Consider the following 22,340-nt stretch of genomic DNA (forward strand, 5'->3'; position numbering starts at 1 on the left):
CCCACCGTCCCGCCGCGCCGGCGGGACGCACGACCGGAGGTCCCATGCGTCCCACGTCCTCGGTGCCCCCTGCCCCCGGGGCCCCCGGTGCCCGCCGCCGGGGCGCCCGCGGCGCCCTCGCCGTCGCCTCCGCCGCCCTCGCGGTGGCGCTCGTGGGCGCGACCGGCGTCGGCCCGGCCGCCGCGGCCGCGACGCCGCCCGTCCCCGACCTCCGCGTGGACAGCGACCGCGACGGCGCCGTCGACCTACGCGCCGGTGCGGTCGCCGACGAGGCCGGCGAGCTCGCCGCGACGGCCGTGATGCTGCCCAACCTCGACGACGACTCCGGCCGCTGCCGCACCGCCCTCGGCGGCAAGAACCCGCTGCGGGTCGACGACGCCGTCCTCGCCGGGTGCTCCGACGCCGCCGACCGGGTCGTCAACGGCCCGTACGACGCCCTCGACCTCGCGCCCGTGCACCTGCGCCCGGTCGCCGGCCTGCCGCGCGGGGCGACCGGCGCGGTGCGGGTCAGCGGCGGCGACGCCCACGTCACCGTCTTCCTCCGCACCGGCAGCTCCGGGACGGCGTGGCAGCACCTGCCGTCCGGCTCCCGCCTCACCGCGGCGCAGCTCGCGTCCGGGCTGCAGCTCGGCGTCGAGGCCCGCGACGTCCGCCGCTCGACCCGCGGCTGGGACGGCACGGTGACGGTCGCGGTCGACGTCCTCGTGGACGGCCGCCGCTCCACCGACGAGGTGCGCCTGCGCGTGGCGCCGCTCCTCACCCACCACCACCTGCAGCGCTCCGAGGGCGTCCTCGTCCAGGCCCCCGGCCAGGACACGTCCGACCGGAGGTTCGTCGCGGCCGTCACGGCGGCGGCGGAGGCGGCGCGGGTGGTCGGCGGCGTCACGACGCTCGCGACGGGCGGCGACCGCTGGGTGCAGGACGTCGTCGAGCCGGCGTACGCGTCGATGCCGACGGCCGGCGGGGGCGTCCGCTCGATGCGGCTGCTCCTGCGCTCGGACCAGGACCGCGAGGCCGGCCGCGCCGTCTACGGGCTGCGCGGGCGCGACGTCGGCGTCGTCTGGATGGGCGCGGGCGCCGGCTGGGAGACGCTCGACTCGATGGGCAACCTCGAGACGGTGCCGCCGCACCGCGCGCCGGGCGGGAAGGACTACCCGGCGGGGCGGATCGTCATGGGGCAGCGGTACGACGCCCGCGGGCGCGTGACCGAGGCGCCGTCGGCGCGGGTGCTCGACCTGCTGCGCGCCCAGGGCCGCCAGGACCCGCTGATGCTCGACACGAGCTTCCTCGCCGTCGGCCACGTCGACGAGATGTTCCAGTTCGTGCCCGCGCCGACCCCGCGGGGCTGGGCGCTCGTCGCGGCGTCGCCGCGCGAGGGCCTCGACCTGCTCCGGCGGGCGAGCGCCGCGGGCGCCGGCTCCTCGACGGTCGTCGACCGGTGGGACGAGGAGCTGACGGTCGACCAGGCCATCGGCACCGGCCGCCGGAGCCTCGTCGGTGACAACGAGCGGGCCGCGGCGGTCATCGACAAGAACATCGCCACGATCCGCGCGGCCACGGGGCTCGGCGCCGACGAGGTCGTCACCCTCCCCGCGCTGTACGGCTCGCTCGACGGCTTCGCCGCCGCCGCGGCGACCGACGTCGTCGGCGAGGAGGCGTGGGCCGGCAACCAGCTGGCGCCGCTGGGCGTCACGGCGGCCGACGTGGAGGGCGCCTCGCAGGCGGCCTTCGTCCCGGGCGCGGTCAACGGCCTGCTCACGGGCCGCCGCGACGTCCTCGTGGCGAAGCAGTTCGGCGTCCAGGTGGGCGGCCGGGACGTCTTCGCCGACCGGGTGCAGGCCGCCTACGCCTCGCTCGGCATCCGCACGACCTTCGTCGACGACTGGCACACGTACCACGTGGGCCTCGGCGAGGTGCACTGCGGCACCAACAGCCTCCGGGACACCACGCGCCGCTGGTGGTGACGCGGGACCGCCGGTCGGGGAGGGTCCCTCAGGCCCGGCCGGCGGTCCCCGGGACCTCGACCGACCCTGCCTGCTCGGCCGGCCCCGCCGGCTCGGTCCGCGCGACGAGCAGCGCGACGTCGTCGCCGCCGTGCCCGCCGACCATGTCGGCGAGCAGGGCGTCGGCCAGCGCGTCCGGCCCGAGCCCCGCGTGCCGGGCGACGGCGCGCACGAGCTCGGCCATGCCGTCGCGGACCGGGCGGTCGCGCCGCTCGACGAGGCCGTCGGTGTAGAGCAGCAGCGTGCTGCCGGGCGGGACGAGGAGCTCGTGGTCGGTGCGGGCGACGTCGTCGCGCACCCCCAGCAGCAGGTCGCTGCGGCCCTCGACGAGCAGGGCCGCGCCGTCGGGGAGCAGGAGCACGGGCGGCAGGTGCCCGGCGCTCGACCACGCCACCCGCCGGGCGCCCCCGTCCCCGTCCGCGGGCGGCGCCACCCGGGCGAGCAGGCAGGTCGCCAGGCCCGTGAGGTGCAGGCCGGCCATCGCCTCGTCGACGTGCCGCAGCACCCGGCCGGGCGTCTCGCGGTGCGCCCAGACGAGCGAGCGGACGAGCGAGCGGAGCTGGCCCATGGCCGCCGCCGCGGTGACGTCGTGGCCGACGACGTCGCCGATGACGAGGTGCGTCGCCCCGTCGGGCGTGACGACGGCGTCGTACCAGTCCCCGCCGACCTGGGCGCCGTCCGCCGTGGGCACGTACCGCTCGGCGAGCTCGAGGTCCGCGGTCCGGGGCAGGTCGGTGAGCATCGCGAGCTGGAGGGTCGTCGCCGCGGTGCGCTGCGCGACGAGCAGCTCGGCGCGGGCGAGGGCCTGGGCGGTGTACCGGGTCATCGCCTCCGCGACGTCGCGGACGTCCTCCTCCGGCGGGCCCGCGGTGGGCCAGGCGAGGACGAGCACGCCGACGGTGCGGTCGACGACGAGCGGCAGCACGGCGGTCGTGCCCTCGGCGCCCCCGTCGAGCCGCGTCGCGGGGTGGCCGGCGAGGAGGGCGGCACGGTCGACGGCGAGCACCGGCCGCCCGGTGAGCGCCGCGGCCGACAGGGCGTCCCCGCGGCGGTCCAGCCGGCGCCCCGCGGGGGCGTCGCCGTCGAGGGTGACCCGCACCAGCCGGCGGCGGCTCTCGTCGAGCAGGTGCAGCTCCGCATGCCGGGTGCCGAGGTGCTCGTGCGCGAGCGGGAGCACGGCGGCGAGGACGTCGGACGGCGTCGCCGTCCCCGACAGGTGCTCGGAGAGCTCGAGGAGCAGGCGCGAGTGCCGCCCCTCGGCGGCCGCGGCCATCCAGGCGCCGCGGGACTCGACGAGGGCCAGGGCGGCGTCCTCGCGCAGCTGCCGCAGGGCGATCTCGCTGGAGCAGGCGGCGGCGAGGTCGAGCAGGACGGCCACGTCCTCCTCGGTCCACTCCCGCGGCCGGTCGTCGACGGCGCACAGCGAGCCGACGACGACCCCCCGCGCGTCGCGCAGCGGCGCCCCGGCGTAGGCGACGACGCCGAGGACGTCGACGTCCACGTCGGCCAGGCGCGGGTGCCCCCGGACGTCGCCGACGACGAGCGGGGCCTCGTCCGCGACGACGACCTGGCACACCGAGGCGCGGCGGGGCGCGCGCCGACTGAGCTGGTACTCGGCGGGCAGACCCACGGCGCCGGGCATGAGCTGGGCGTCCGGGGTGACGAAGGACACCAGCGCGGTGCTCACGCCGAGCTGGGCGCGCACGAGCCGGGCGAAGAGGTCCAGGTCGGGGTCCGCCGGCACGGACGCGAGGTCGTCCGGGTCGGCGACGGTCATGGCCGCATCATCGCTCCCCGGGCCCGTCGTTGTCTGCGCCCGTGGCCGTCACGGGATGCGCGGGAGAGTGACGCGACGTGACCGTGACCGTCCCGCGCTGAAGAAGGACCCCGGCCTGCCGACGGGTGACCCGTGGACTTCTTCACGCCCCGGGACGCGCGCGGCGCCGCGCGGACGCTGCACGGCGTCATGCTGCTGGCCGCCGCGGTCCTCGGCGTCTACGTCCTCCTGGACCCGCCGGCCGTCGGCCTGCCCCTCGCCGTGGGGATCGTCGTGGCGCTGGCCGGGGGCGCCCTCGCCCTGCGGGTCGGCGCCGGGCGGGTGCCCGGCTGGGTCTTCGTGGCCGTGCCCGTCCTCGGCGTCGTGCTCGTCGCGACGCTCGACGTCGTCACCAGCGACGCGACGACGGCGGCCCAGGTCTTCTTCCTGCTGCCGGTCCTCTTCAGCGCCGCCTACCTCCGGCGGAGCGCGGCGTGGGCGGTGACGGCCGTCGCCGTGGCCGGGGAGGCGCTCACCGTCTTCTGGCTGCTGCCGCCCACGGTCGCCGTCGTCGACGCCGCCTTCGTCGGGTCCGTCGCCGTCGTCATGACCTTCGTGCTCACCCGCGCCAACGGGCGCACCGACGAGGTCGTGGCCGAGCTCCGCCACCAGGCCGCGGTGGACCCGCTCACCGGGCTCGTCACCCGCCGGGTCCTCGACGACGCCGCGTCGTGCGCGCTGAGCGGGGCCGAGGCCGCCGCCGGGACGGCGCTCGTCGTCGTGGACCTCGACCACTTCAAGCAGGTCAACGACACCCACGGGCACCCGGTCGGCGACGCGATGCTCGTGCACGTGGCCGGGCTGCTGCGCGAGGCGATGGGCCCGCGGGCCGTCGTGAGCCGCCTGGGCGGGGACGAGCTCGCCGCCCTCCTGCCGGGCACGACGGCGACGGCGGCCCTGACCAGGGCGCACCACTTCGTGGGCACCGTCCGGGCCCGGCCGCTCGTGCTGGCCTCGGGCGAGGTCCCGCTCGTCGTCCGGGCGACCGTGAGCGTCGGCGTGGCCCACGCGCCCGAGCACGCCGCCGACCTCCTCGGCATGTACCGGGCCGCCGACGGCGCCCTCTACGCCGTCAAGGAGGCCGGCCGGGACGGGGCGGCCGGCGCGACGGCGACGCCCGACGGGACGCCGGGCGTCCCCGCCCCGCGCCAAGAAACGCCGGCCGTCGTCCGCGGCTGAGGCGCGGGGACGACGACGGCGGCCGCCCCCGGGAGGGGACGGCCGCCGTCGTCGTGCGGGGCCGCTGGTCAGGAGCCGGTCTGCTCCTGCATCTGGTCGAGCTGCTGCGGCGCCTGGTCGACGAGCTCCTGGACCTGCGTCTGCAGGCGCTGGACGGCCTGGTCGTCGTTGAGGAACGTCGAGACGCCGATGATCGTGAGGATGCTCAGGAGGAAGACGAGCCCCGCCATGACCAGCCCGGCGACGGCCAGCCCCTTGCCGGTGACGCCGCGGCGCTTGGTCATCTTGAGCCCGGCGACGCCGAGCACGATGCCGATGATCGACAGCACGAGGGCCAGCGGCGCGAGGATGAGCGTGAGGAAGCTCAGCAGCGCCGAGAGGCCGAAGACGAGGGCGAAGGTGGCCGCCGCGCTCGTCTTCGCGGGGGCGGGCTCGCGGACGTCGTCGCGGTCGTGCCGACCGGCCGTGCGGACGTCGCGGTCGCGCAGGTCGCGGTCGCGGACGTCGTCGTGGCGGGCGTCGCGGTGGCGGACGTCGTCGCGGACGTCGCGGACGTCGTCGCGCAGGCCGTCACGACGGGCGTCGCCGTCACGGGGCGGGGTGCTCGGGCTGGGGGTGTGGGCCATGGTGACCTCCGGGGGTCGACGGGATGTGCGCCGCGACGGGGCTGCCGTGGCCGGTGTGACGGATGTGCTTGCTGAGAGTGACCGTAGGGACACGTCGTGCGGCCCGCACCTCGGGCGACCCTCTCGCTCGCCGCGACCTGCGGCGCTCGCCGTGCCCCGGACGGGCGCACCCGGCACGGTGAGGGCGGGCCGTCGTGGTACGCCGCACGGCCCGTGGTGCCGACGGGGGAGGTATGGACGTCATGGCGGCTGTGCCGCGACCCACCGCGCCCGGCGACGACGCCGGCCGTGACGACGCCGCCCGCGACGGGGCCGGCCTGGCCGAGGCCGTCGTGGCGGGGACGCCCGCGCTCGTCTGCGTCATCGGCGCCGACGGCCGCATCCTCTCCTTCAACCCCGCGCTCGAGCGCTCGACCGGCTGGCGCGCCGCGGAGGTCCTCGGGCGCAGCTTCTACGAGGTGCTCGCGGTCCCGCACGAGGCGGCGCTCGCCCGGGAGTTCGTCGAGGACGCCGTCCGCACCGGCACGGCGCCGCCGCAGGAGGGCGACTGGCTCGACCGGTGGGGCGGGACGCGCCGGGTGTCCCTGCTCAACAGCGTCGTCCGCGACGCCGGCGGCCGGGCGGTGGGGGTCGCCTGCGTGGGCGTCGACGTCACCGAGCAGCGGCGCGAGGAGGCGCGGCTGCGGGAGGCCGCGCTGAGCGACCCGCTCACGGGGCTGCGCAACCGCACCGCCCTCGTCGCGGCGGCCGCGGACGCGCTGCGGGACAGCACGTCCCCGGGCACCGGCGTCCTCTTCTGCGACCTCGACCGCTTCAAGCAGGCCAACGACGTCCACGGCCACGAGGTGGGCGACGAGCTGCTGCGACAGGTCGGCGCGCGGCTCGGCGACCTCGCGCGGGACGGCGACGTCGTCGCCCGGCTCGGCGGCGACGAGTTCGTCGTCCTGCTCCCGCGGACCGACGCCGAGCGGCTGTCCGCGGTGCGCGACGCCGCCGACGCCGCGCTGGCCCGTCCCTACGGGACGCGGCACGGGCGCGTCGTGCTCGGCGCGAGCGTCGGGGCGGCCCTCGGCGCGCACGGCGACGACGTCGAGCGGGTCCTCGCCGCCGCCGACCGCCACATGTACGGCATCAAGAGCGGGCGGCGGGCCGGACGCGGCTGACCGCTCCCGGACGACCCGGCCGGGAGCCCACCGGGACGGGCCGCGTCGCGCGCGCCCGACGGGCGGGGCGTGGCCCGGCGGACGCCCGGGCCGCGGGATGCTGGCCCCATGAGGACCCCGCCGCGCGTGCTCGCCGAGGCCGAGGACCGGGTGGTCGACCCCCTGCGCCGGGTCGTGGCGGCGGCCCCCCTGCCCCGCGCGCTCCGGCTGCCGGGGACCGTCGTCCTCCCCGGCCCGGTGCACCGCGCGGTCCGGCTGCCCCTCACCTCCCGCCGCCGGCGGGCCGCCGTCCTGCGCCGCTCGGCCGCGCTGGCCGTCCCGGTCGCGGCGGTCGCGGCGGGGTACGCCGTCGTCGTCCGGCGCCCGTCCGGCGGTGACGTCGTCGCGCGGATGACCCACCGCGAGGCCTCGCCGGAGGACGGGACGGACCGCGAGGCCCTGCCGCCGGTCGTCCTCGTGCACGGCCTCGGCATGTCGAGCTCGTCGCTCGCCCGGCTCGTGCGGGTGCTCGGCCGCTCGACGCGCACCCTCGCGCCCGACCTGCCGGGCTACGGGCGCAGCCCGCAGCCGCGGGAGGGGATGCTCGACGTCCAGCAGCTGGGGGAGGCCGTCGTCGCCTGGATGCGGCGCGTCGACGTGGGGCCCGCCGTCCTCGTGGGCCACTCGCTCGGCAGCCAGGTCGTCGCCGAGGTGGCGCTGCAGGCGCCGGAGCTCGTGCGCCGGCTCGTCGTCGTCGCCCCCACGGGCGACCCCGCGCTGCCCAAGGTGCGGTGGCTCGCGGGCCACCTCGCCGCGGACGCGCTGCGCGAGCGGCCGACCATCTGGGGCGTCGCCGCCGTCGACTACCTGCGCGCCGGCCCCGGCCAGATGGTGGCCCTCATGCGCCGCGCCCTCGTCCGGGCGCAGCAGGAGGTCGACGCGCGCCTCGACGTCCCCGTGCTCGTGCTGCGGGGCGACCAGGACCCGGTGTGCCGCACCGAGTGGTGCGAGCAGCTGGCCGCCGCACTGCCCGACGGCCGGTACGTCGAGGTCACCGGCGCGCACGGCGTGGCCCACGACGCGGGCCCGGACCTCGTCCGGCTCCTCCTCGACGAGGCGAGGGCGGCCGTCCGGGACCGCTGACGCGGGCGGCGGGGGGCTCGGCGCGCGGGGCCCACCGGGTCCGGTCGACCACGGGACCGCGGCCTCCCTACGCTGCACCGTCCGGCGTCGTCCCGCCGGGACGGAGCGGAGGAGGAGCACGCCCATGACCGTCGACGCACGCCCGGGGGCGACGGAGCTGGCCCTGCAGTTCGCCGACCTCAGCGCGTTCCTCACGGCGGGCGGGACGCGCGAGGAGGCCCTGCGTCGCCTCGTCGCCCTGGCCGTCCGGGCGGTGCCCGGCGCCACGTCGGCGGGCGTGACGGCCTGGCCGGAGGGACACCGCCCCCGCAGCCTCGCCGCGTCGGACGACGTCGCGACGGCCGCCGACGCCCTCCAGCACTCCCTCGGCGAGGGCCCCTGCCTCGAGGCGGCCGCCGACGCCGGGCTCGTGCGCAGCCCGGACCTGCTCGCCGACGACCGCTGGCCGCGGCTGCGGGCGGCCCTCGCCGACCGCACGCCCGTGCGCGGCGTCGTCGCCGTGGAGGTGGCGCGGGAGCCCGAGCGCCGCGCCCTCAACGTCTACAGCACCGAGCCCGGCGCCCTCGACGGGACGTCCGTCGACGTCGCCGTCCTCGTGGGCGCCCACGCGCGGGTGCTCCTGGCGCACGCCGAGAGCGCCGACGAGGCGCTGGGGCTGCGCCGGGCCCTCGGCACGAGCCGCCGCATCGGCACCGCGGTCGGCGTCCTCATGCACGCCCACCGCGTCACCGCCGACGAGGCCTTCCGGCTCCTCGTCCGCAGCAGCCAGCTCCTCAACCGCCGGCTCCACGAGGTCGCCGACGACGTCGCCCGGTCGGGGCAGCTGCCGGGGTCCTGAGCCCGGGCCGGCGGTCGACGGCGGGTCGACGCGGCTCCTAGGCTGCGGGGCCGTGCCGCTGCCGCGGCCGTCGGGGGGAGGCACCATGGGCACGACGGACGACCCGCCCGAGACCACCGGGCTCGCCCTGCAGTTCGCGACCATCAACGACTACCTCTCCGCCGGCGGGACCCGGGAGGACGCGCTGCAGCGCCTCGTGGACCTCGCCGTGGAGACCGTCCCGGGCTGCGACTGGGCCGCCGTCACCGCGTGGCCGACGGGGCGCCGCCCCGAGAGCATCGCGGCGTCGGACGACGTGGCGACGTCCGCGGACCACCTCCAATACGCGGTGCAGGACGGCCCCTGCCTCACGGCGGCGCTGGAGGGCTCGGCCGTCCACAGCCCGGACCTCGACGCGGACGACCGGTGGCCGCGCTTCCGGACCGCCGTCCGCCGGGCCGGCCCGGTGCGCGGCGTGGTGGCGGTCGACCTGGCCGGCGGCCCCGTCCGTGCGGCGCTCAACCTCTACAGCGGCCGGCCGGGCGCGCTGGACCTCGAGGCGCTGGCGGCGGCCGCGCTCTTCGGCGCCCACGCGCGCGTCCTGCTCGCGCACGCCGACAGCACCGCCCGGGCGGCGGGCCTGGACCGGGCGCTCGTCACGAGCCGCCAGATCGGCACCGCCGTGGGCATCCTCATGAACGCGCACAAGGTCACCGACGAGGAGGCCTTCGCGATGCTCACGCGCAGCAGCCAGCACCTCAACCGCAAGCTGCGGGACGTCGCCGACGACGTCGCCGAGACGGGTGCCCTGCCCCCGCCGTGAGCGGCGGGCCGCCGGCGGCCGGTCCGTGCCCTTGCACGCGGGAGCCCCGCCGGTAGCCTCGTCGGGTCGACGTCCTCCGGGGCACGGCGGTTTGCGCACGTCGCACGCCCCCAGCGGGTTGGACCAGCAGCCCCGTCGATGCCGTGCCCCCGCCTCGTCCGCCGGGTCCGCGGCCGAGGAGGGCGGTGCCCCGCGCAGCCGAGGAGCCGGCCCGGCAGGACACCGGAGCGTCGATGACCGACGACGTCCTCCCCCGACCCGTGCCCGCCGCCCGTCGACGCGACCTCGTGCGGCCGCCGCTGCCCGCCGTCCCCGTGGGGCCGCCGGGGCCGGGGGCCACGGCCCGCCACCTGCTGGCCGTCCCGCTGGACCAGCCGCTCGGGCAGGTGCTGCACCACCTGGCGGCCGTCGCGCTCCGGGCCCTGCCCGGCGCCCGGGGCGTCCAGGTCGTCGTGACGGCCGGGGGCGGCCGGCTCGCCGGGGCCGCCTTCGCGGGCGGGGGCGCGGCCGTCCTCGACGAGCGGCTCGACGACACGGCCGAGGGCCCGTGCCGACGAGCGGCGGCGAGCGGCCTCGAGGTGGTCGTCCGCCCCGGTGACGCAGCAGGCCCGGACGGCCCGGACGGCCCGGACGGCCCAGACGGCCCCGACGACCTCGCCGGCTTCGCCGCGCTCGCCCGGCGGCACGGCGTCGGGACCGCCGCGGGCCTGCCGCTGCGGTGCGGCGGCGAGGTGGTGGGCGCCCTCGGCGTCTACACGGCCGTCGGGGCCGCCGGGCCGGGCAGCGGGCCCGACGCGCTGGACGGGGCCCGCGAGGTCGCCGACCTGCTCGGGACACCCGTCCACAACGCGCACGCGCAGGCCCGCGCCACGCGCCAGGTGGAGCAGCTGCACGAGGCCATGCGCTCGCGCGCCGTCATCGAGCAGGCCAAGGGGGTCCTGGTCGCCCGTCTCGGCATCGCGCCGGAGGAGGCCTTCGCGCGCCTCTCGGAGGCGAGCCAGGCCACCAACGTCAAGCTGAGGGTGGCCGCCGCCGACCTCGTGGAGAGCGCCTGGCGGGGCCGCTGACCCGGGGCTCAGCCGCCGTCGGCGAGCAGCCGGAGCGCCGCCTCGTGGACGGTCACGCCCGCGCCGAAGGCGAGCGCCTGCAGGTGGCGGCGGGCGTCCCCGGCTGAGAGGCCGACCCGCTCGGCGAGCACGCCGAGGGCGCGCGGCAGGACGTCGGCGCGGGGGTCGAGGAGCAGGTCGAGGTCCAGGCCGCCGTGCACGGCCTCCTCCGCCCGGGCCAGCACCATCGCCGCGAGCAGGGCGGCGCCGCGGACGGCCGCGGCGAGCGCCGCCGGCGGCATCGGGAGCAGGGACCTCCCGGCCAGGAGGAGGAGGCCGACCACCTCGTCGGGCCGGCCCGGGCCCGCGAGCACGTCCTCGGGGGGCCGCAGGCCCCCGTCGAGGGGGAGGACGGCGAGGCACCGCACCGCCTCGGGGACGCGGTGGGCGGCGAGCAGCAGGGGCCACCGGTCGGTCTCCGCGCCGAGGTCCGGGACGACGACGCCACGACCGCTCCGCAGGACCTCCGTGGTCGGGCCCTCGCCGACCGAGCCCACCATGTCCAGCAGCGCGAGCAGGGGCGGGGACGAGCCGCGGAGCACGCCCTCGAACCCAGGACCCGCGCTGAGCACGACCGCCACGTGGTCGGCGCCGAGGAAGGCGGCCAGGTGACGGCCGACGGCGGTCTCCTCGGGCAGGCCGCCCTCCGGCGCGGCCGGGGCAGCGCCGTCGCTCACCGCGCCCCCGCCGTCGCGGCGGAGCTCGTCCGGCCCCGCGGCGCTCACGGCAGGTCCCGGCGCAGCGCGCGCTCGAGGAGGGCGGCGGCGGCGGCGGGGAGCGTGACGCCGTCGACCCGGGCGAGGTCGGCGAGCCGCGCCTCGGCCGACGCGACGTCGAGGCCCAGGCGGGCCATGAGCACGCCCTTGGCCTGCTCGACGACCGTGCGCGCCTCGAGCGCCGCCTGCAGGCGGGCCGCGGCGTCGGCCCCGGGGTCGGGCACGCGGGAGCGCAGCACGGCGACGGTGACGTAGGAGGCGAGCACCTTGAGGCGGTCGACGTCGTCCGCCCCGGCCCGGGCGGCCGCGGTGTAGGCGGTGAGGGCGCCGAGCACGGCCGGCGGGCTGCCCAGCCCGACCGACGTCACGCCGCGGAGGCCGTCGTCGTCGGCGAGCCGGCTCAGCAGCAGGTCGCGCCGGTCGCGGGCGAGGTCGGCGTGCACGACGCCCCGCGAGCGCGCCGCGTCGAGCACCGGCCCCCTGTCCTCCTGGGCCTGGTGCCCGTCGAGCCGCGCGGCGGCGGGGGACGACGACGCGACGGGAGCGGCCCGCCCCGCGTCGACGAGGGTGACCGACAGGGCGGCCGCGCCGTGGAGCGCGCGCACCCCGAGGTCGACGACCCGGCGGAGGACGCGCTCGAGCGGCTCGTCGTGACCCAGCCCGCCCAGCTCGGCCAGGGCCTCCCGGAGGCCGGCCGCCTCCTGCGGGTCGGGGACGTCACGAGGGTCGGGGGCGTCCGGCGGGCCGGGCACCTCGTCGCGTCGGCCAGGGGGCACAGGAGTCCTCTCGCGGACCGTCGCCCGTCGTGCTCGACCCGGCCGCTCGTGGGCCGCCCGCCCCCGCCGTCCGGGGCCGCCCTCCCACCGTAGGCCTCTCCGTCCGGGCGCGGACGGGGGACGTCCGGCGGAGGACCGCCCGGCGGGGCCGCCGTCGTGGCACCCTGCGGACGCCGGGCAGGTCCAGCACGGGCCACCCGCCGTCGTCCCGGGAGGGGGCGCCGTGGTCCTCGAGGTCGACGCCCGCGCGGTCAGGTCGGTCTACCAGCCCCTGGTGCGGCTGGACACGCGCGCCCTCGTGGGCGTGGAGGCCCTCGCCCGCGGGGCCGCGGGCACCCCCCACGCGTCGCCGGTGGCCCTGCTGGCCGCGGCCCGCCGGCAGGGGCGCCTCGACGAGGTGGAGTGGGCCTGCCGGGCCGCCGCCCTGCGGGGCGCCCTCGACGCCGGGCTCGGGCCGCGGACGACGCTCCTCGTCAACCTCGAGCCGGAGGTGTCCGGTCGCCCCCCGCGCGGGCTGTGGCCGCTGCTGGTCCGCGCCGCGGACGAGCTGCACGTCGTCGTCGAGCTCACCGAGCGCTCGCTCCTGTGGCAGCCGGCCCGGCTGCTGCGCGTCGTGGCCTGGGTGCGCCGGATGGGCTGGGGCCTGGCCGTCGACGACGTCGGCGTGGACCCGGCGTCCCTGGCGCTCGTGCCCCTGCTGCGCCCCGACGTCGTCAAGCTCGACATGGGCCTCGTCCACGGGCGGCCGGACGCCGCGGTGGCGCAGGTCGTCACGGCCGTGAGCGCCTACGCCGAGCGGACGGGCGCCACGGTCGTCGCCGAGGGGATCGAGACCCCCGAGCACCTGGCCACGGCGCTGGGCATGGGGGCCACGGTGGGGCAGGGGTGGATGCTCGGGCGCCCGGGCCCGCTGCCGGTCGCCCTCCCGGCGTCCGCCGGCCCCGCCCCGGCCCCCGTGAGGGTCACGGCGCCGCCGCGGCACGCCGACCCGGGCGGCGTCGTGGACGTCGTCGCCGCCGTCCTGCCGCTGCAGCGGGCGCCCCGGCCGCTGCTGCAGGTCATGAGCCGCTACCTCGAGCACCAGGCGCTGTCGTGCGGCCCGATGACGCTGCTGCTGTCCGCGGTCCAGGACGTGCGCCACCTCACGCCCGCCACGGCCGCCCGCTACCAGCACGCCGCCTCGTCGGCCGCGCTCGTCGCGGTGCTCGGCACCGGGATGCCGGTGGAGCCGGCCGAGGGGGTGCGCGGCGGTCTCCTGCGACCCACCGACCCCCTCGCCGAGGAGTGGGTCGTCACGGTCGTCGCCCCCCACTTCGCGGGCGCGCTCGTGGCCCGCGAGGTCCGGGAGGCCGTGCCCGGCGGCGAGCGGCGCTTCGACTACGTGCTCACCTACGACCGGGAGCTGGTCCTGCGCGTCGCGGCGGCCCTCGTGCGGAGGGTGCCGGGCGGCGGCGCGCTCGGCCGCACGCCGGCGCCGGTCCTGCCGGCCGTGGTGGCGGGGCCGGCACCCGAGGGCGACCTGCCGGTGCCGGTGGCGGGCGGGGCCGACGAGGGGACGGACGTGGCGCACCTGCGCAGCGCCTTCGACGGCGCCCCCATCGGCATGGCCGTGCTGACGACGTCCGGCGTGGTGGTGCGCTGCAACGCGGCCCTCGCGCGGCTGCTCGGGCGCCCGGCGGCACAGCTCCTCGGCGGCGACCTCTTCGGCGTCACGCACGAGGAGGACCGCGAGCCGGCGCACGCCGCCTGCGCGTCGCTGTCGACCGGCCGGACGACGACGACGCAGCACGTGCGGCTCCTGCGGGCCGACGGCGTCGTCCTGCCGGTGACCGTGACGACGTCGCGCGTCGAGGCCACGGCCGACGCGGACGTGCACCTCGTCATGCACGTCCAGGACGCGCGGGCCCAGCGGGCGCTGGAGCGCGAGCTGACGCACCGCGCGCTGCACGACACCCTCACGGGCCTGCCGCACCGCTCGCTGTTCCTCGACCGGCTCGAGCACTCCCTGCGGGGGGCCGCGAGGTCGGGGCGGTCGACGTCGGTCCTCTTCGTCGACCTCGACGGCTTCAAGGCCGTCAACGACACCCACGGCCACCACGCGGGCGACCTCGTCCTCGTCGAGGTGGCGCACCGGGTGAGCGCCGTCCTGCGGCCGGGCGACACGGCGGCGCGGTGGGGCGGCGACGAGTTCACCGTGCTCTGCGAGGGGGCCGACCGGGCCCAGGCCGAGGGCGTGGCGCACCGGCTGCGGCACGAGATATCGCGACCCCTCTTCGTCGCCGGCACCGAGGTCGTCGTCCACGCGACCGTGGGGACGGCCTGCTCCGCCGAGCTCGAGGCCGGGGCGGACGGGGCGACGCTGCTGCGGGTGGCCGACGGGGCGATGTACCGCGCCAAGAGCGCCTCCCGCTGAGGTCGCGGCGCCACCCCGGCGCCACCCCCGGGCCCGGCCGCGACCGCCCCGGGCCGTCCGCCCGGCGCGGCGGGTGTCCGCCGTGCGAGGTGGCGGGCCCCGGGGTGTTGTCCCCGCTGCCGTGGAAGGGCTCCCATGGCCCGGCGCCGCCGCGCTCCCGGGCCCGGACGGCGCCGGTCGCCGGCGGTTGAGCTCGCAGCCCTGCGGAGACGGTCCGGCCGGGCGCCCGTCCCGGCCGGCGCTGCGGGGGTGCGGTGAAGGTGCAGCTGGTGGTGCAGTCCGCCGGTGCGGCGTCGACGGAGGGCGGGTGGCCCCCGGTCGGGGAGGCCCTCGCCGGGCTCGGCCGCACGCGGCAGGTGATGGCGCAGGCCTGGGTCGTGGGCACGGCGTCGAGCGAGCACGAGGTGCTCTCCCACGTCCTGACCCGGTGCGGCGACGAGGTCGAGGTCGTGGTCGTCCGCATGGACCTCGGCGGGTACGCCGCCCACCTCGTGGGGGGCCCGCCGCTGTCCGACGGGTGGGGCGACGGCACGGCCGCGCTCGCGTGAGCGCCGTGAGCCCGGGGGAGGCCGCGGCGGGACCGGCCACGGGCTCGGCCCGCGTCGGCGTCGACGCCCGGGACGGCCACGTCCTGCTGGAGGTCCTCGGCCGTCGCGGGCAGGTCCTCCACCGGGACGGGGTGGTCGTCGACGGGTCCGACGCGTCCGACGCGTCGGGGGGGCCGGGCGACGGCGACGAGCGCGTCCTCGCCGCGGCCGACGACGCCCTGCTCGCCGCGGGGTGGGTCCGTGCCGGTGGGTGGCGGCCCCTGCCCGCCGGGGAGGCCGCCGCCGGCCCGGGCCCGCACGACGACGAGTCGTCGCCGGCGCCCGGGACGACCCGGTGGCGGGTGTGGACGACGGGAACGGCGGTGCTGCCGCGCACCCCGCTCGACGGGGCCGGGCTGCGGACGCTGGACACGCTGGGCTACCTCACGCGCGTCGCCCGGGGGCCGGTGACGGTGGGGGCGCTCGTGCCGCACGCCGCCCCGAGCCGCCGGCTCGCGGCCGTGCTCGTCCGCCGGCTCGTGGCCGCCGGGCACGCGCGCGCCGTCGGGCGGACCGCCGGGAGCCGCCCGCAGGCGCTGTACGCCCCGGTGGGCTCCCCGTGGGCCCCCGCCCGGGAGGAGCCCTAGCGCGTCGTCCGGCCGGGCGGCCCTCAGTGGCGCAGCGTGGTCGACGGCGCGACGCCGTACCGGGCGCGGTAGGCGGCGGCGAACCGGCCGTGGTGGGCGAACCCCCAGCGCTCGGCGACGGCGGCGACGCTGTCGCCGGCGCCCGCGTCGCCGGCCACGAGGTCCCGGTGGGCGCGCTCGAGCCGGACCTCCCGCAGGTGGGCGGTCGGCGTCGTGCCCACGTGCCGGACGAACGCCTCCTGGAGGGCGCGCACCCCCGTGCCGGCCGCGGCCGCCAGGTCGGTCACCGTGAGCGGCTCACCCGCCCGGGCGTGCAGGTGCTCGAGGGCCCGCCGGACGGTCGCCGGCCCGGTGAAGCCGGGACCGCGCGGCTGCTCGACGACGACGGAGGGGAAGACGCCGAGCGCCGCCGTGGCGAGGGTCCGGACGAGGTGCTCGCGCAGCAGGAGGCTCGCGGGCGGCCCGGCCGGCCCGCAGACCTGCTGGACCGCGGTGCGCGTGAGGGCCGCCCAGTACCGCTCCGCCCCGTCGTCGAGGGGCCGGCTGGTGGCGAAGCGGACGACGGGGTGCCCGTCGGCGTCCTCGGCGACGTCACGGGCGGGGTCGGCGGCCGCGGCGTCCGCGACCGTGCGCAGGGGCAGCACGAGGTCGGCGAACGCCGATCCGGCGTCGAAGGTCCCGCGCTGACCCGGCGTCTCCTCCAGGCGCCACACCCCGCCCGCCCGCAGCGGCCGGGGCGGCCGGCCGGCGGCGGCCACGGTCGCGGCCCCGGCCAGCACGAGGGACGTCACGAGCGAGTCCCCGGCACCGGTCAGCTCCGTCCGCCCGTCGGCGCCGAGCCGCGTGGTCACCGCTGTGAGCTCGCCGCAGCGTCCGGTGACGACACGGCACGTGAAGCCCTCCGGCTCGTCGAGCACGAGCCGCCCGACCGCGAGGGCGCGCCCCAGCACGTCGCCCGCCGCGACGGGGTCGTGGAAGTCCTGCACCCGGGCGGCGTCCGGGCCCGGGCCGCCGCCGGCCGGCGGGGGCGCGGTGGGTCGCCCGACGCCGGTGCCCGTCACGGTCAGACCGGCTCGCCGCGCCGGGCGCGGTCGAGGACGTCGGCCGCGACGGCACGGAGCTTGACGTCGGTGTCCTGGCTCGTGCGGACCAGGAGCAGCAGGGCCTCCTCCGCCCCCAGGTCGTGCCGGGCCATGAGCACGCCCGTGGCCTGCTCGACGACGGCGCGGGCCTCGAGCGCGGACCGCAGGCTGTCGGCCCGTCGCTCCGCGGCGTCCAGCCGCCCGGCGAGGGCGATGGCGGCGTAGGCGGCGACGGTCCGCACGAGGACGAGGGTCCCGGGCTCGCCGAGACGGCGTCCGGTGCCGTAGACGGTGAGCGAGCCGACGACCTGCGGCCGCAGCGGCAGGCCGACGGCGACGACGGCCGTGACGCCCACCCGAGCCGCGGCGGCGGAGAAGTCGGCGTAGACGGGGTCGTCCCCGGTGAGCACCCGGACGACCGCGCCCGTGAGGGCCGCGTCCAGGCCCGGCCCGACGCCGGTCTCCCGCTGGTGGCGGTCCAGGACGTCGGCCGGCGGGGAGGACGAGGCGGCCTGGCGCGGGACGCCCGCCTCGACCAGGGTGATCGACACGCCGAGCACGCCGGGCAGCGCCCGGGCGACCAGGTCGACGACCTCCCCGGGGCCGGCGAGGCCGGGGAGGTCGAGCACGAGGCGGGCGAGGTCGGCGAGCACGGCGAGCTGCCCTCCCGCCGACACGTCGTCGGGGCCCTCCGGGGCCGCGGGCACCTCGGACGAGGGGCGCTGCCGCGGCGGACCCGTCATCGCGCACGCTCCTGGACCGCTCGTCGGGTGCGTCGTCGGGCGGTCGTGGTCAGCCGACCAGGTGCCCGGGGCACGGGTGGGGCGAGGGTACGGGCGGGGCGGGTCAGCCCGCCAGCACGGCCCAGCCGTGCGGCGGGAGCACGACGGCGTCCGCGGTCACGTCGGCCTCCCCCGCGAGCACCGCCGTCGCGCCCGGGGCGGGCAGCGTCGTCGGGGCGTCCTCGAGCGAGAGCACGAGGAGCAGCCGCTCGCCGGCGCCCGTCCCCGTCGAGGCGACGACGAGCTGCCGGTCGGCCACGTGCAGCACCTCGGGGCGCGCCGTGTGGAGCCACCGGTGGCGGCGGCGCACCCCGACGAGCTCCTGGTGCAGCGCCATGACGGGCAGGCCCGCCGGCGACAGGTCGTCGGGGGAGGCGGGCAGCGCCGGGCGGACGGCGTCGTCGCCGCCGGCCCTGTCCTCCTTGACGCCGCGGAAGGCGTGCTCGTCGCCGTAGTACACCGACGGCGTCCCGCCGACGCCCAGCAGGACGACGAGCGCGTGGGCGAGGTGGCGGTCGTCGTCGAGGCGGCTCGCGAGGCGCGTGACGTCGTGGTTGCCGACGAAGGTCTGCGGCGTGAAGGCGTCGAGGAAGGTCGCGTGCCGGCCGAGGGCGTGCGAGAGCTCCCAGAGGTTGCCGTCGACGAGGCTGCTCCACACCGCCTTCCACAGCTCGTACTGGGTGACGGCGTCGAGGTGGCCGTCGCGGACGACGCCGGCGTAGTCGCCGTGGATGACCTCCCCGAGCAGGTAGGCCTCCGGGTGGGCGGCGCGCACCCGGTCGGCCACCTGCGCCCAGAAGGACGTCGGCACGGCGTAGGCGGCGTCGAGGCGCCAGCCGGCCGCGCCGCGGTCGAGCCAGTGCGTCATGACGGAGGCCACGTGGTCGACGACCTGGGGGCTCGTGTGGTCCAGCGCGACGAGGTGGTGGTGGCCCTCGAAGTCGTCGTAGTCGGGCTCGACGCCGGGCCGCCAGGCGGCGGGGTCGGCCGCGACGTCGTCGGGCCAGCGCAGCCGGAACCACGACGCCGTGGGCGCGGTGGGGCCCTGGTCGAGGACGGCGCGGAAGGCCGGGTGGCTGCGGCCGACGTGGTTGAAGACGCCGTCGAGGAGGACGGCGACGCCGCGCCCGCGGGCGGCGGCGAGGAGGGCGTCGAGGTCGGCCCCGTCCCCGAGGCGGGGGTCGACGCGCAGGTGGTCGACGGTGTCGTAGCCGTGCGTCTCGCTGTCGAAGACCGGCCCGAGGAGGAGGCCGTTGGCGCCGAGCGCGAGGAGGTGGTCGAGCCAGGCGGTGAGCGCCGGGAGGCGGTGCACGACGGGGGCGCCGTCCGGGAGCGCCGTCGGCTCGGCGTCGAGCGCGCCGAGCGGGTAGAGGTGCCAGAGGACGGCGTCGGCGACCCAGGCGGGGCCGTCGGTGCGGGGCGGGGGGGAGGTGCTCACGGGGGTCGAGCCTGCCCCAGCGCCGCCGGGGCCGCCCGGTGCCGCGGCCCCCGGCGCCTCAGCGGAGGGTCGAGCGGGCCGCCCGCGCGGGGACGGCGCGCCGGGGGGCGGGGACGGCGGGCGCCGGCTCGGGGGCGACGACGGTGCGGTCGCGCCCGCGCTCCTTGCCCGCGTAGAGGGCGGCGTCGGCGCGGGCGACGGCCGCGGCGAGGTCCTCCCCGCGGCGCCACCGGGTGACCCCGACGGTGCAGGTCTGGCCGTGCGGCACGACGGCGCGGACCCGGTCGAGGACGGCCACGGCCTCGTCGGGCGTGCAGCCGGGCAGCAGCAGCGCGAACTCCTCACCGCCCCAGCGGGCGATGAGGTCGACGTCGCGCAGCTGCTCGCGCGCGGCGGCGGCGAAGTCGCGCAGCAGCGCGTCGCCCGCGAGGTGCCCGCGGCTGTCGTTGAAGCGCTTGAAGTGGTCGAGGTCGACGAGCGCGACGGCGAGCGGCGCCCCGGTGCGCTGGGCGCGCGACACCTCGAGGGCCGACGCCTCGTCCCAGCGGCGCCGGTTGGCGAGGCCCGTGAGGGGGTCCCGGTCGGCGGCCTCGGCGAGCCGGCGCAGGAGGTCGCGGCGCTCCACGGCGGCGGCGGCCTCGCTGGCCAGGGTCTCGAGCATGGGCGGCAGGTGGTCCGGCAGCGCCGGCTGCGGCGTGCCCCAGACGAGGGCGAGCACCCCCAGGGCGCGGTCGTCGCCCGCGAGCACGGGCTGCCAGAGGCCCGAGCGGACGCCGGGCAGGCCCCGCATGCGGGGGTTCAGCTGCGCGCTGGTCGCGAGGTCGGCGACGAAGGTGGCCCGGTGGGAGCGGTAGGCCTCCACGGTGATCGACGGTTCGCCGTCCAGCGGCAGGGAGACGACGGGCATCCCCTCGCCGACCCCGGCCGTCGTGACGAGGTGCCCCGCGCCGTCCGGCTCGAGGAGGTGGACGACGTCGGCGCCCGAGACCTCGAGGGCGGCTCGGCAGATGTCGGTGCGGACGTCGTCGGAGGTGTGCAGCCGCCGGGCGGCCCGGGCGAGCACCTGGACGTGCTCGAGCCGCTCCACGGCCTCGCCCGCCTGCCGGCGGACCTCGACGAGCAGCGCGGCCCGCTCCTCGCGGCCGAGGGCGAGGGTCAGCCCGAGGACGGTGACGACGCCGACGAAGCCCTGGACGAGGAGCGCCCCCGCCGCCTCCTGGTCCACGGCGGCGAAGGGCCCGTGCCCGGCGAGGGTGAGCACGACGGCCACCGCCCCGACGGCGAGCGAGTGGACGGCCACGACCGTGGTGCCGAGCCGCAGCGCGGCCCACACCGTGAGGACGAGCAGGGGGTAGGCGACCGGGAGGGACGGCAGGCCGACGAAGACCGTCCAGTAGGCGGCCGCGGTGACGACGACGAGGCCGGCGACCTCCGCGGTGCGGCGCGCCGGCGCCGGCGCGCCCGGCGCGGGCGGGCCGGACCGACCGGCGAGGACGAGCCCGGCGGCGACCCACAGGACGACGCTCACGGCGTTGCGGACGACCCAGACCACCTCGACGAGGGCCTGCAGGTCCCCCGTCCCCACGGCGACGCCGAGGACGCCGACGGTCCCGCTGACCGCGCTGCCGACGAGGGCGGCCCCGACGAGGGCGGCGAGCTGCTGCGCCGACGTGAGCGCGTGCCCGCCGTCGGCGCGCCAGAGGCCCGGCGCCCACCGCACGAGGAGGACCTGGACGACGGCGACCTGGGCGCCGTAGGCGACGACGAGCACGAGCGCCATGAGCGGCGGCACGCCCGTGGCGGCGTTGACGACGAGGGTCACGAGCGCGAGCAGCGCCGCGTCGACGACGACCGTGCCGGCGCGGCGCTGGACGACGAACCACAGCGCGGCGACCCCGGCGGCGGGCCAGACGAGCGCCAGCCCGGCGCCGTCCATGACGTCGAGCCGGCCGAGGACGGTCGCGGCGGCGTAGGCGCCGGCGAGGGCGGCCGTCCGCGCGAGGGCGCGGGGCGCCGTCCGCGGGCTCGCCTCGTCCACGTGCGTCCTCCTCCGGCGGGGCGGGCGCCCCGGCACGGACGTCATCGGCCGGTCGGGTGACGTCTTGAGCAGTGCGGGAGGACGTCTCACCCGCCCGGCCGTCAGCGGGGACGGCGTCGCGGGACCGTGCCGGGCACGACGTCGGCCGTCGCGGACGCGGCGTGGCCCGGGGGCTCGGCCGGTCGACGGCGCCGCGCGCGGGCGGCGTCCAGGTCGCGCAGGAGCCGGCCGGCGTCCCGCACGACCGGGTCGGTGCGGGAGGCCGCCCCCCGGGGCGGCGGCGTCATCTCGCGCTCCGGTCGTCCGCACCGCCGTCCCGTCCGCCGGCGGACGGGGCCCACGGGTCGGGCCCGCGGTCGACGGCGGTGAGCAGGCCGAGGCGGCCCAGGACCGCCGTCGCGGCCGCGGACGGTGCCGGGAGGTGGAGCCGCCGCCGGTCCCGGTGGGCGACCCGGACGACGTCCACGAGCAGTGCCCGCCCGGCGTCGTCGAGGTGGGTGAGGTCGGCGGTGCAGAGGACCCGGACGCGGGCGAGCACGTCGGGCCCCACGGCGACGGACCACAGCAGGACCTCGCGGGTGACGTCGCCGCGCAGGACCAGGCGGAGGTCGGCGTCGTCGGCGCCGGGCGACGGCGCCCGCCCGGAGGCGCCCGGTCGCGCGGGGAGAGGGACCAGGGAGAGGTCGCCACGGACGCCGCTGAGGTGCGGCCACACGCCCTGCGGGCGGTGCTTGTCGTCGGGCCGGTCGGGCCGGTCGGGCCTGCCGGGCCGGGTCGGTCTGGTCGGTCGGGGGGCGGTGCAGAGCTCGCACACGGGCGCGGCCTCCTCGGCGGCGGGCCGAGGAGCCGGCCTGCCGCTGTCGTCGCTGCGTCGGGCGGCCTCCCGCGCGGTGGCACGGCGCGGCGTCGGCCTCGAGCCCCCGTGGGCCGTGTGCCGGACCCGTCGGGGGAGGTGGTGCGGACCACGGTAGGCACAGGACAAGTCGGGCAGACCTCACGGACCCGTAACGATCCGGGCGGTCACCCGTCCGGGCGCAGCACGACGCCGGCGCACCCGGGGGGTGGTGCGCCGGCGTCGTGGTCGGTGGCCGGGACGACCTCGGGTGGAGGGGGTCCCGGCGGGGTGTCACTGGACGCGCGAGGAGCTGCTCTTGTCGGCGTCGTCCTGGTCGTCGTCGTCGGCGTCGTCCAGGCCGGGGATGAACACGTCGACGACCTCGACGTTGACCTCGGTGACGTCCAGGCCGGTCATCCGCTCGACCGAGC

Annotated in this window: 20 protein-coding genes; 10 read left to right on the top strand and 10 right to left on the bottom strand. The window is 79.1% G+C overall.

Features of this window, described 5'->3' with window-relative positions:
• The first annotated feature begins 44 nt into the window (after window positions 1-44).
• Window positions 45-1,964, top strand: coding sequence for a protein-arginine deiminase family protein (locus EDC03_RS12985; protein WP_158674298.1), 1,920 nt, complete (start codon window positions 45-47; stop codon window positions 1,962-1,964).
• Window positions 1,965-1,992: 28 nt separating this feature from the next.
• On the opposite strand, the gene EDC03_RS12990 is transcribed toward EDC03_RS12985, so the two are convergent.
• Window positions 1,993-3,780: a SpoIIE family protein phosphatase gene (locus EDC03_RS12990; protein ID WP_123380649.1), complete on the bottom strand. Its 1,788-nt coding sequence runs from the start codon at window positions 3,778-3,780 to the stop codon at window positions 1,993-1,995.
• Window positions 3,781-3,912: 132 nt separating this feature from the next.
• Here EDC03_RS12990 and EDC03_RS12995 point away from each other — a divergent pair, with 132 nt between their 5' ends.
• On the top strand, window positions 3,913-4,998 hold the full coding sequence (locus EDC03_RS12995) for a GGDEF domain-containing protein (protein WP_123380650.1): 1,086 nt from the start codon (window positions 3,913-3,915) through the stop codon (window positions 4,996-4,998).
• Between the two features lie 68 nt (window positions 4,999-5,066).
• Here the strand turns inward: EDC03_RS12995 and EDC03_RS13000 are convergent, their stop codons facing one another.
• The gene (locus tag EDC03_RS13000; protein ID WP_123380651.1) at window positions 5,067-5,624 is read right to left on the bottom strand and encodes a DUF4190 domain-containing protein; all 558 of its coding nucleotides are present in this window, start codon (window positions 5,622-5,624) and stop codon (window positions 5,067-5,069) included.
• A 251-nt stretch (window positions 5,625-5,875) separates the two neighbouring features.
• Between EDC03_RS13000 and EDC03_RS18450 the strand changes: the two genes are divergently transcribed.
• The 5 genes from EDC03_RS18450 (at window position 5,876) to EDC03_RS18455 (ending at window position 10,616) form a co-directional block, all read left to right on the top strand.
• Window positions 5,876-6,787, top strand: coding sequence for a diguanylate cyclase domain-containing protein (locus tag EDC03_RS18450; protein WP_158674299.1), 912 nt, complete (start codon window positions 5,876-5,878; stop codon window positions 6,785-6,787).
• Window positions 6,788-6,895: 108 nt separating this feature from the next.
• Entirely contained in the window at window positions 6,896-7,909 is a 1,014-nt protein-coding gene (locus EDC03_RS13010; protein ID WP_123380653.1) for an alpha/beta fold hydrolase, read from the top strand.
• A 124-nt stretch (window positions 7,910-8,033) separates the two neighbouring features.
• On the top strand, window positions 8,034-8,747 hold the full coding sequence (locus tag EDC03_RS13015; protein ID WP_123380654.1) for a GAF and ANTAR domain-containing protein: 714 nt from the start codon (window positions 8,034-8,036) through the stop codon (window positions 8,745-8,747).
• Between the two features lie 85 nt (window positions 8,748-8,832).
• Entirely contained in the window at window positions 8,833-9,549 is a 717-nt protein-coding gene (locus EDC03_RS13020) for a GAF and ANTAR domain-containing protein (RefSeq protein ID WP_148058086.1), read from the top strand.
• Between the two features lie 185 nt (window positions 9,550-9,734).
• On the top strand, window positions 9,735-10,616 hold the full coding sequence (locus EDC03_RS18455; RefSeq protein ID WP_123380656.1) for an ANTAR domain-containing protein: 882 nt from the start codon (window positions 9,735-9,737) through the stop codon (window positions 10,614-10,616).
• Between the two features lie 8 nt (window positions 10,617-10,624).
• Here the strand turns inward: EDC03_RS18455 and EDC03_RS13030 are convergent, their stop codons facing one another.
• Together EDC03_RS13030 and EDC03_RS13035 are read right to left on the bottom strand one after the other, a co-directional pair.
• Window positions 10,625-11,380 carry a GAF domain-containing protein gene (locus EDC03_RS13030; RefSeq protein ID WP_123380657.1) on the bottom strand — a complete coding sequence of 252 codons (756 nt, stop codon included), beginning with the start codon at window positions 11,378-11,380 and terminating at the stop codon, window positions 10,625-10,627.
• Entirely contained in the window at window positions 11,377-12,147 is a 771-nt protein-coding gene (locus tag EDC03_RS13035; protein ID WP_158674300.1) for an ANTAR domain-containing protein, read from the bottom strand. Before EDC03_RS13035 ends, EDC03_RS13030 begins: the two co-directional genes overlap by 4 nt.
• Before the next feature lie 223 nt (window positions 12,148-12,370).
• Between EDC03_RS13035 and EDC03_RS13040 the strand changes: the two genes are divergently transcribed.
• From EDC03_RS13040 to EDC03_RS13050, 3 genes are all read left to right on the top strand, one after another.
• Window positions 12,371-14,560 (top strand): diguanylate cyclase domain-containing protein, encoded by a 2,190-nt coding sequence (locus tag EDC03_RS13040; RefSeq protein WP_123380659.1) that lies wholly within the window; start codon window positions 12,371-12,373, stop codon window positions 14,558-14,560.
• Between the two features lie 269 nt (window positions 14,561-14,829).
• The gene (locus EDC03_RS13045) at window positions 14,830-15,108 is read left to right on the top strand and encodes a hypothetical protein (RefSeq protein ID WP_123380660.1); all 279 of its coding nucleotides are present in this window, start codon (window positions 14,830-14,832) and stop codon (window positions 15,106-15,108) included.
• Window positions 15,109-15,113: 5 nt separating this feature from the next.
• Window positions 15,114-15,734, top strand: a complete 621-nt coding sequence (locus EDC03_RS13050; protein ID WP_148058087.1) for a hypothetical protein — start codon at window positions 15,114-15,116, stop codon at window positions 15,732-15,734.
• Window positions 15,735-15,757: 23 nt separating this feature from the next.
• On the opposite strand, the gene EDC03_RS13055 is transcribed toward EDC03_RS13050, so the two are convergent.
• The 6 genes from EDC03_RS13055 to EDC03_RS17660 form a co-directional block, all read right to left on the bottom strand.
• On the bottom strand, window positions 15,758-16,795 hold the full coding sequence (locus EDC03_RS13055; RefSeq protein ID WP_123380662.1) for a helix-turn-helix transcriptional regulator: 1,038 nt from the start codon (window positions 16,793-16,795) through the stop codon (window positions 15,758-15,760).
• Between the two features lie 2 nt (window positions 16,796-16,797).
• Window positions 16,798-17,559 (bottom strand): ANTAR domain-containing protein, encoded by a 762-nt coding sequence (locus tag EDC03_RS13060; protein ID WP_123380663.1) that lies wholly within the window; start codon window positions 17,557-17,559, stop codon window positions 16,798-16,800.
• A 103-nt stretch (window positions 17,560-17,662) separates the two neighbouring features.
• Complete coding sequence (locus tag EDC03_RS13065; RefSeq protein WP_123380664.1) at window positions 17,663-19,036, bottom strand: alpha-amylase family glycosyl hydrolase; 1,374 nt, start codon at window positions 19,034-19,036, stop codon at window positions 17,663-17,665.
• Between the two features lie 58 nt (window positions 19,037-19,094).
• Window positions 19,095-21,074, bottom strand: coding sequence for a sensor domain-containing diguanylate cyclase (locus EDC03_RS13070; protein ID WP_158674301.1), 1,980 nt, complete (start codon window positions 21,072-21,074; stop codon window positions 19,095-19,097).
• A gap of 101 nt (window positions 21,075-21,175) precedes the next feature.
• The gene (locus tag EDC03_RS13075) at window positions 21,176-21,361 is read right to left on the bottom strand and encodes a hypothetical protein (RefSeq protein WP_123380666.1); all 186 of its coding nucleotides are present in this window, start codon (window positions 21,359-21,361) and stop codon (window positions 21,176-21,178) included.
• Window positions 21,358-21,888, bottom strand: a complete 531-nt coding sequence (locus EDC03_RS17660) for a hypothetical protein (protein WP_158674302.1) — start codon at window positions 21,886-21,888, stop codon at window positions 21,358-21,360. The genes EDC03_RS13075 and EDC03_RS17660 overlap by 4 nt, the downstream gene beginning before the upstream one ends.
• Window positions 21,889-22,340 lie beyond the last annotated feature (452 nt).

The sequence above is a fragment of the Pseudokineococcus lusitanus genome, assembly GCF_003751265.1.
Lineage (GTDB): Bacteria > Actinomycetota > Actinomycetes > Actinomycetales > Quadrisphaeraceae > Pseudokineococcus > Pseudokineococcus lusitanus.

Coding starts and splice junctions, on each gene's coding strand:
- EDC03_RS13060 (WP_123380663.1), bottom strand. CDS start 17,559: ATGACGGGTCCGCCGCGGCAGCGCCCCTCGTCCGAGGTGCCCGCGGCC.
- EDC03_RS13015 (WP_123380654.1), top strand. CDS start 8,034: ATGACCGTCGACGCACGCCCGGGGGCGACGGAGCTGGCCCTGCAGTTC.
- EDC03_RS13075 (WP_123380666.1), bottom strand. CDS start 21,361: ATGACGCCGCCGCCCCGGGGGGCGGCCTCCCGCACCGACCCGGTCGTG.
- EDC03_RS13000 (WP_123380651.1), bottom strand. CDS start 5,624: ATGGCCCACACCCCCAGCCCGAGCACCCCGCCCCGTGACGGCGACGCC.
- EDC03_RS12990 (WP_123380649.1), bottom strand. CDS start 3,780: ATGACCGTCGCCGACCCGGACGACCTCGCGTCCGTGCCGGCGGACCCC.
- EDC03_RS13020 (WP_148058086.1), top strand. CDS start 8,833: ATGGGCACGACGGACGACCCGCCCGAGACCACCGGGCTCGCCCTGCAG.
- EDC03_RS12985 (WP_158674298.1), top strand. CDS start 45: ATGCGTCCCACGTCCTCGGTGCCCCCTGCCCCCGGGGCCCCCGGTGCC.
- EDC03_RS13010 (WP_123380653.1), top strand. CDS start 6,896: ATGAGGACCCCGCCGCGCGTGCTCGCCGAGGCCGAGGACCGGGTGGTC.